The 6,108-nt window shown below is 75.7% G+C and carries 5 protein-coding genes; 2 read left to right on the forward strand and 3 right to left on the reverse strand.

From position 1 onward, the window contains the following. Positions 1 to 52 precede the first annotated feature (52 nt). On the reverse strand, positions 53 to 751 hold the full coding sequence (gene hemQ / locus DMH08_RS17755) for a hydrogen peroxide-dependent heme synthase (RefSeq protein ID WP_026400516.1): 699 nt from the start codon (positions 749 to 751) through the stop codon (positions 53 to 55). After that, the gene (gene hemG, locus DMH08_RS17760; protein WP_026400517.1) at positions 748 to 2,166 is read right to left on the reverse strand and encodes a protoporphyrinogen oxidase; all 1,419 of its coding nucleotides are present in this window, start codon (positions 2,164 to 2,166) and stop codon (positions 748 to 750) included. The genes hemQ and hemG overlap by 4 nt, the downstream gene beginning before the upstream one ends. A gap of 124 nt (positions 2,167 to 2,290) precedes the next feature. On the opposite strand from hemG, the gene DMH08_RS17765 reads away from it, so the two are divergent. Together DMH08_RS17765 and DMH08_RS17770 are read left to right on the forward strand one after the other, a co-directional pair. Continuing rightward, positions 2,291 to 3,472: a hypothetical protein gene (locus DMH08_RS17765; protein WP_125615956.1), complete on the forward strand. Its 1,182-nt coding sequence runs from the start codon at positions 2,291 to 2,293 to the stop codon at positions 3,470 to 3,472. A gap of 167 nt (positions 3,473 to 3,639) precedes the next feature. After that, complete coding sequence (locus tag DMH08_RS17770; RefSeq protein ID WP_158642336.1) at positions 3,640 to 4,695, forward strand: DUF4349 domain-containing protein; 1,056 nt, start codon at positions 3,640 to 3,642, stop codon at positions 4,693 to 4,695. 12 nt (positions 4,696 to 4,707) lie between these two features. Here the strand turns inward: DMH08_RS17770 and hemE are convergent, their stop codons facing one another. Beyond that, positions 4,708 to 5,724, reverse strand: coding sequence for a uroporphyrinogen decarboxylase (hemE, locus tag DMH08_RS17775; RefSeq protein WP_267898555.1), 1,017 nt, complete (start codon positions 5,722 to 5,724; stop codon positions 4,708 to 4,710). Positions 5,725 to 6,108: the final 384 nt, after the last annotated feature.

Below are 6,108 nucleotides of genomic sequence, written 5' to 3' on the forward strand. Positions count from 1 at the left end.
CGGCCGGTCCTGACGGCCGGTCCCGGCGGGCGGCCGCCGGGCGCCGGCGGCCCTACGGGAGGGACGCGATGAGCTCGCCCAGCGGCTTGCGGCGGCCCGTGTAGAACGGGATCTCCTCGCGCGTGTGCAGGCGGGCCTTCGCGCCGCGCAGGTGCCGCATGAGGTCGACGATCCGGTGCAGTTCGTCGGCCTCGAAGGCGAGCATCCACTCGAAGTCGCCGAGCGCGAACGCCGAGACGGTGTTCGCCCGGACGTCCGGGTAGTCGCGGGCCATCTTGCCGTGCTCGGCGAGCATGGCGCGGCGCTCCTCGTCCGGCAGCAGGTACCACTCCAGGGACCGGACGAACGGGTACACGCACACGTACGCGCGGGGCTCCTCGTCGGCGAGGAACGCGGGGATGTGGCTCTTGTTGAACTCGGCCGGGCGGTGCAGCGCCATCTGCGACCAGACGGGCTCGCTCGCGCGGCCCATGGCGGTGCGGCGGAACCGGCCGTAGACCTCCTGGAGGTCGTCGGAGCTCGGCGCGTGCCACCAGAACATGTAGTCGGCGTCGGCGCGGAGCCCGGCGACGTCGTAGAGGCCGCGGGTGGTGACGTCCTTGCGGGCCGCCTGGTCCAGGAGGTCCTGCACCTCGGCGGCGTCCTTCTCGGCGATCTCGCCCGGGCGCGCCACCCGGAAGACCGACCACATGGTGTAGCGGATCTGCTTGTTCAGGTCGCGGGCCTTCGGCTTCGCCGCGGACTCGGTCATCTCGCTGCTCCTTCTCGACTGCGCAGGTGGTCCAGCACCCGGTCGGCCGCCGCGCGCGCCGTGGCGAGGCACGCGGGGACGCCGAGGCCGTCGTAGGCCGCGCCCGCGACGGCCAGCCCGGGCTGCGCGGCGACCGCCGCGCGGACCCGGGCGACGCGGTCGGCGTGGCCGACGTTGTACTGCGGGAGCCCGCCGCCCCAGCGGGTCACCCGGGTGGCGGCGGGCACGTCGGCGGCGCCGCAGGTCGCGGCCAGCTCCGCCGTCGCCGCCGCGATCAGCTCCTCGTCGGTCCGCTGCAGGGTGTGCTCCTCGCCGAACCGGCCGAGGGAGCACCGCACGGCGACGAGGCCGGGCTCGCGGTCGCGCAGGTGGGGCCATTTCACGGAGCTGAACGTCACGGCCTTCACCCCGTTGGTGTTCTCCACGGCCGGGACGAGGTAGCCGCTGCCCGCCGGGAGCGACGGGAACGCCGCGACGGGGTAGACGAGGGTGACGATCGCCATGCTCGCGTACTCGATGCCGGCGAGCGCGCTCGCGGCGGCGGGCACGTCGGGCTCCAGCAGCCGCGCGGCGGGCGCGGCCGGGACCGCGACCACCACCGCGTCGGCGTCCAGGGCCTCGGGCGCCCGCGCGGGCCCGACCGTGAGGCGCCAGCCGTCCGGGCGGCGCCGCAGCTCGCGGACCATCGCGCCGGTGCGGACGGTGCCGCCCGCGGCGGCCAGGTCGTCGGCGACCAGCCCGGGCAGCGCGCCGAGGCCGCCGGGGAGGCTGGCGAAGACGGGGCCGGGGTCCTTCGGGGCGGCGTCGCGGACGCTCTGCACCGCGTCGATCAGCGACCGGTGGGACCGCGCGGCGGCGGCGACGGCCGGCATCGTCGCCTCGAACGACAGCAGCTCGGTGCGGCCCGCGTAGACGCCGCCGAGCAGCGGCTCGACGAGCCGGTCGACGACCTCGGAGCCGACGCGGGCGCCGATGTAGTCGGCGACGGACACGTCGGCGCCGAGCGGCGTCTCGGGCAGGACGCGGTCGAGGGGCACCCGGGCGAGCCCGGCCGGGGACAGCACCTGCGCCGCGGCGAGCGCCTTGAGGTCGGAGGGGACGCCCATCACCTGGCCGGACGGGATGGGGCGGAGCGCGCCGCGGCTGCGGATGCCCGACGAGGTGGTGCCGGGGTGCACCAGATCGTCGGTGCGGCCGAGTTCGCGGAGGAGGCCGAGGCCCTCGGGACGGCGCGCGAGCATCGACTCGGCGCCCTCGTCGACCGGGAGCCCGGCGATCTCGCCGACGCGCAGCTTTCCGCCGATCCGGGGGGAGCCCTCCAGCACGGTCGTCCGGACGCCCGCACGGGCGAGGAGGCGTGCTGCGGCGAGGCCCGCGATGCCGCCTCCGATGACGACGGCATGGGACGTGGTCATGTCTCCACCTTTCCAGACGCCCCGCCGGATCGTGCACCGGGGCGCCCGCTGCGGGGCCGGGCCGTGCCCGTTTTGTGCCCCGGATGACAAGCGGACGACACTCCGCCAGTGAATACTGGCATCCATGGACTTTCGGACGTTCCTCCGCCGCACGGGCGCGGGCGTCGGCGCGCTGTGCACCGGCCTCGCGCTGGCCGCGCCGCCGGCCGCCGCCGCGCCCGCCGCGCCCGCCGCCCCCGCCGCGGCGGCCGGTGCCGCCGAGACCGTCGGGCTCTCCTCCGTCGGACTCCCGTTCTTCTGGCCCAACAACTACCTGTACGGCCTCGCCGCCGCTTCCCCAGACAGCGTCTGGATCAGCGGCGTCCAGGGCGAGCTCGTCGTGCCCGGCCCCATCCCCGGCACGGGCCGGACCGTCCCGGGGAACCCGGTGGTGCGCCGCTGGACGGGCGACCGCTGGGTGGAGTACGACCTCGGCGGCCTGTCCCGCCGCGGCACCATCACCGGCGTGCACACCGCCGGGCCGGAAAACGTCTGGATCAACGGCACCCGCTACCTGGACGGGTCGGCCTGGGAGGGCTACCCCAGCGAGCCGTACGTCGCCCGCTTCACCGGGACCGCCTTCACGGAGGTCGACCTCCCCGAGGGCGCGACCTCCGCCGGGCTCCGGGTGCGGGGCTCGGACGTCTGGCTGCTGAGCGACGGCGGCGTCTACCGCCGGACGGGCGACGCGTGGACGCACGTGGCGCCGCCGGCCTTCGAGCCGAACGCGCTGGGCTCCATCGACATCCGCGCGGACGGCGACATGTGGGCGCTGGGCCGCGACCGGCGCGGCGACGGGACGGTCGCGCGCCGCTTCGACGGCCGCGCGTGGCACGACGTCCCGATCGAGCAGCCCCCGGGATCGGCGTGGTTGACGAGCGTGCTCGGGGTGTCGCCCACCGAGGCGTGGGCCGTCGGCACCAACCGCCGCACGTCCCCCGCCACGCCCGTCGTCATGCGCTGGGACGGCGCCTCCTGGACGAACGTGGAGCCGCCCGCGGGCCTCAACGAGCTGGACGAGCTCGTCGCCGGGCCGGACGGCACCGTCTGGGCCCAGGGCCACTCCCTGCACGAGCCCGCCGAGCCCGGGCTGCTGCGCCTCGCCGGCGGGACGTGGGAGCGGGTGCGGACGACCCCGGCGCCGAACCGGGACAACTTCAACGGGCGGGCGCTGGCCTTCGTCCCGGGCACCGGCGACCTGTGGCTGCTGGGGACCGTCGACATCGGCGGGCCGATGGTGCTGACCGGCCGGGTCGCGGGCCGCTGACCGGCCGGCCCGCCCGGGTCGCGGCCGGCCCGGCGGGGGCGCCGGCCGTGACCCGGGCGTGCCCGGTTCGTGCCCGGATCGCGACGCGCCCCGCGGAACGGTGATCTGCGCCACCCCGTCGAAGCCGCATGCGGATCGCGAGAAGCGTCAGGCAAGCGACATTCGTGGTGGTCACTCTGCTCCTGGCCGGGCTGCTCGCCGGCTGCTCGGGCGGGAGCGACACGGCGGGCTCCGCGCCCGCCGAGGCCCGCGACGAGGGGACCCGGCAGGGCGGCGGCGCCGCCCCGCAGAAGGAACGGCACACCTCCGGCGGCGAGGAGGACGGCGGGACCGGCGGGGAGCGGGGCGCCCGCGGGTCGGACGCGAAGCTGCCGTCCGCGGCCCGCGCCGTCGTCTACACGTCCGAGCTCAGGATGCGCGCGGACGACGTGGAGAAGGCCGCGGGCAGGACCAAGCAGCTCGCCGCGGCGGCGGGCGGGTACGTGGGGCGCGAGTCGGCGAGCAGCAGCCCGCCGCGCGCGGAGATCACCCTGCGGGTCCCCGCGGACCGCTACGCGGACCTGCTGGCGCGGCTGGGTTCGGAGCTGGGCGAGAAGCTGTCGCTGACGCAGGAGGCGGAGGACGTCACGGCGGAGGTCGCCGACGTGGAGAGCCGCGTCCGGTCGGCGGAGGCCACGCTCGCGTCGTTCCGCAAGCTGCTGGAGCGCGCCGACTCCCTCGACGAGATCATGAAGCTGGAGGACGAGATCTCCGACCGGGAGTCGGACCTGGAGTCGCTGCAGGCCCGGCACAAGGCCCTCCAGGAGAGCACCAGCTACGCGACCCTCACCGTCACCCTGGTCGGCAAGGCCGAGCCGAAGGCCGAGCCCGAGAAGGAGGAGGCGGGCGGCTTCCTCGGCGGCCTGCGGGACGGCTGGGACGCGTTCAGCACGTTCGCCGGCGGGCTCGCGACCATGCTCGGCTGGCTGCTGCCGTTCCTCGTCACGCTCGCGGTCTTGGCCGTCCCGGTCTACCTGCTCCGCCACCGCCTGCGCGCGCGGTTCCGCGCGTGGTTCCGCGCGCTGGCGAACCCGAGCGGGCCTCTCGCGCCCGCCCCGCACGTCCCGGGCGCCCCGCACGTCCCGGGCGGCGCGCCGGGTGCCCCGGGTCCGGGTGCCCCGCCGTCGCAGCCGTCCGGCCCGCCGCCCTCGGGCGACACCGGCGGCACCGGCGGGAGGCCCTGACCGGTGCGGACGTCAGGAAAGGCGTTCCGCGCTCGCCTCGTGGACCAGGTCCGCGAGGCGGGCCAGGACGTCGGGATTCGTCGACGGCAGCACGCCGTGCCCGAGGTTGAAGATGTGCCCCTCCGCCGTGCGGCCGCGGGCGAGGACGTCGCGCGCGCGCTCCTCGACCGTCTCCCACGGGGCGAACAGGATCGCCGGGTCGAGGTTGCCCTGGAGGGCCTTGCCGGGCTCGACGCGGCCGACGGCCTCGTCCAGCGGCACCCGCCAGTCGACGCCGACGACGTCCGCGCCCGCCTCGCCCATCGGGCCGAGCAGCTCGCCGGTGCCGACGCCGAAGTGGATGCGCGGGACGCCCAGCGGCTCCATCGCCGCGAAGATGCGGCGGGTGTGCGGCAGCACCGACGCGCGGTAGTCCTGCTCGGCGACCGCCCCCACCCAGGAGTCGAACAGCTGGACGGCGCTCGCGCCCGCGGCGACCTGAATCTTCAGGAACTCGATCGTGAGGTCGGCGAGCCGCTCCATGAGGGCGGACCACAGCTCGGGCTCGCCGTACATCATGGCCTTGGTGCGCTCGTGGTTCTTGGACGGGCCGCCCTCGATCAGGTACGAGGCGAGCGTGAACGGGCCGCCCGCGAAGCCGATCAGCGGCGTGCCGCCCAGCTCGCCGACGAGGCCCGCGACGGCCTCGCTCACGTACGGGACGTCGTCCGGTTCGAGCGGGCGGAGCGCGCCCAGGTCCGCCGCGTCCCGGATCGGGTCGGCGATCACCGGGCCGACGCCCGGCTTGATGTCGAGGTCCACGCCGATCGCCCGGAGCGGCACCATGATGTCGCTGAAGAAGATCGCGGCGTCCACGGCGTACCGGCGCACCGGCTGCATCGTGATCTCGACGATCATGTCGGGCCGGGTGCAGGACTCCAGCATCGGCACGCCTTCGCGCACCCGCAGGTACTCCGGCAGCGACCGTCCCGCCTGCCGCATGAACCACACCGGCGTGTGCTCGACGGGCAGGCGGCGGCAGGCGCGCAGGAACGGGCTCTCGTTGGCAACCACGTCTGAGATGGTCCCACGAAACCCGTACGGCCACGCACCGGCCCCGCACTCCGGCGGAGCGCGTAGAGTCCGGCGCGGCGACGCGCGTACGTCCGGCGGGCGCATGAAGTTCCGGACACGCCGAGCGAAGTCCCGCATTCTGTCGGCGGCTCGTGCCAACGTGATCCGTGTCATAGGTGAGGGAGGTTCCCCCTTGTACTGCTCCACCTGCGGTGATGAACGTATGTTCGAGCAGCCGCCGTGTCCCGACGGGCACGGCCCCGACTGTCCGGAGCGCGCGTGCGTCGACTGCGGTACGGCCGTCCTGGTCGGTCCCGACCCGGCCCCCGATCCCGCGCGCGCGCTCCGGACAGTCGGGGC

The sequence above is a fragment of the Actinomadura sp. WAC 06369 genome (assembly GCF_003947565.1).
Lineage (GTDB): Bacteria > Actinomycetota > Actinomycetes > Streptosporangiales > Streptosporangiaceae > Spirillospora > Spirillospora rifamycini.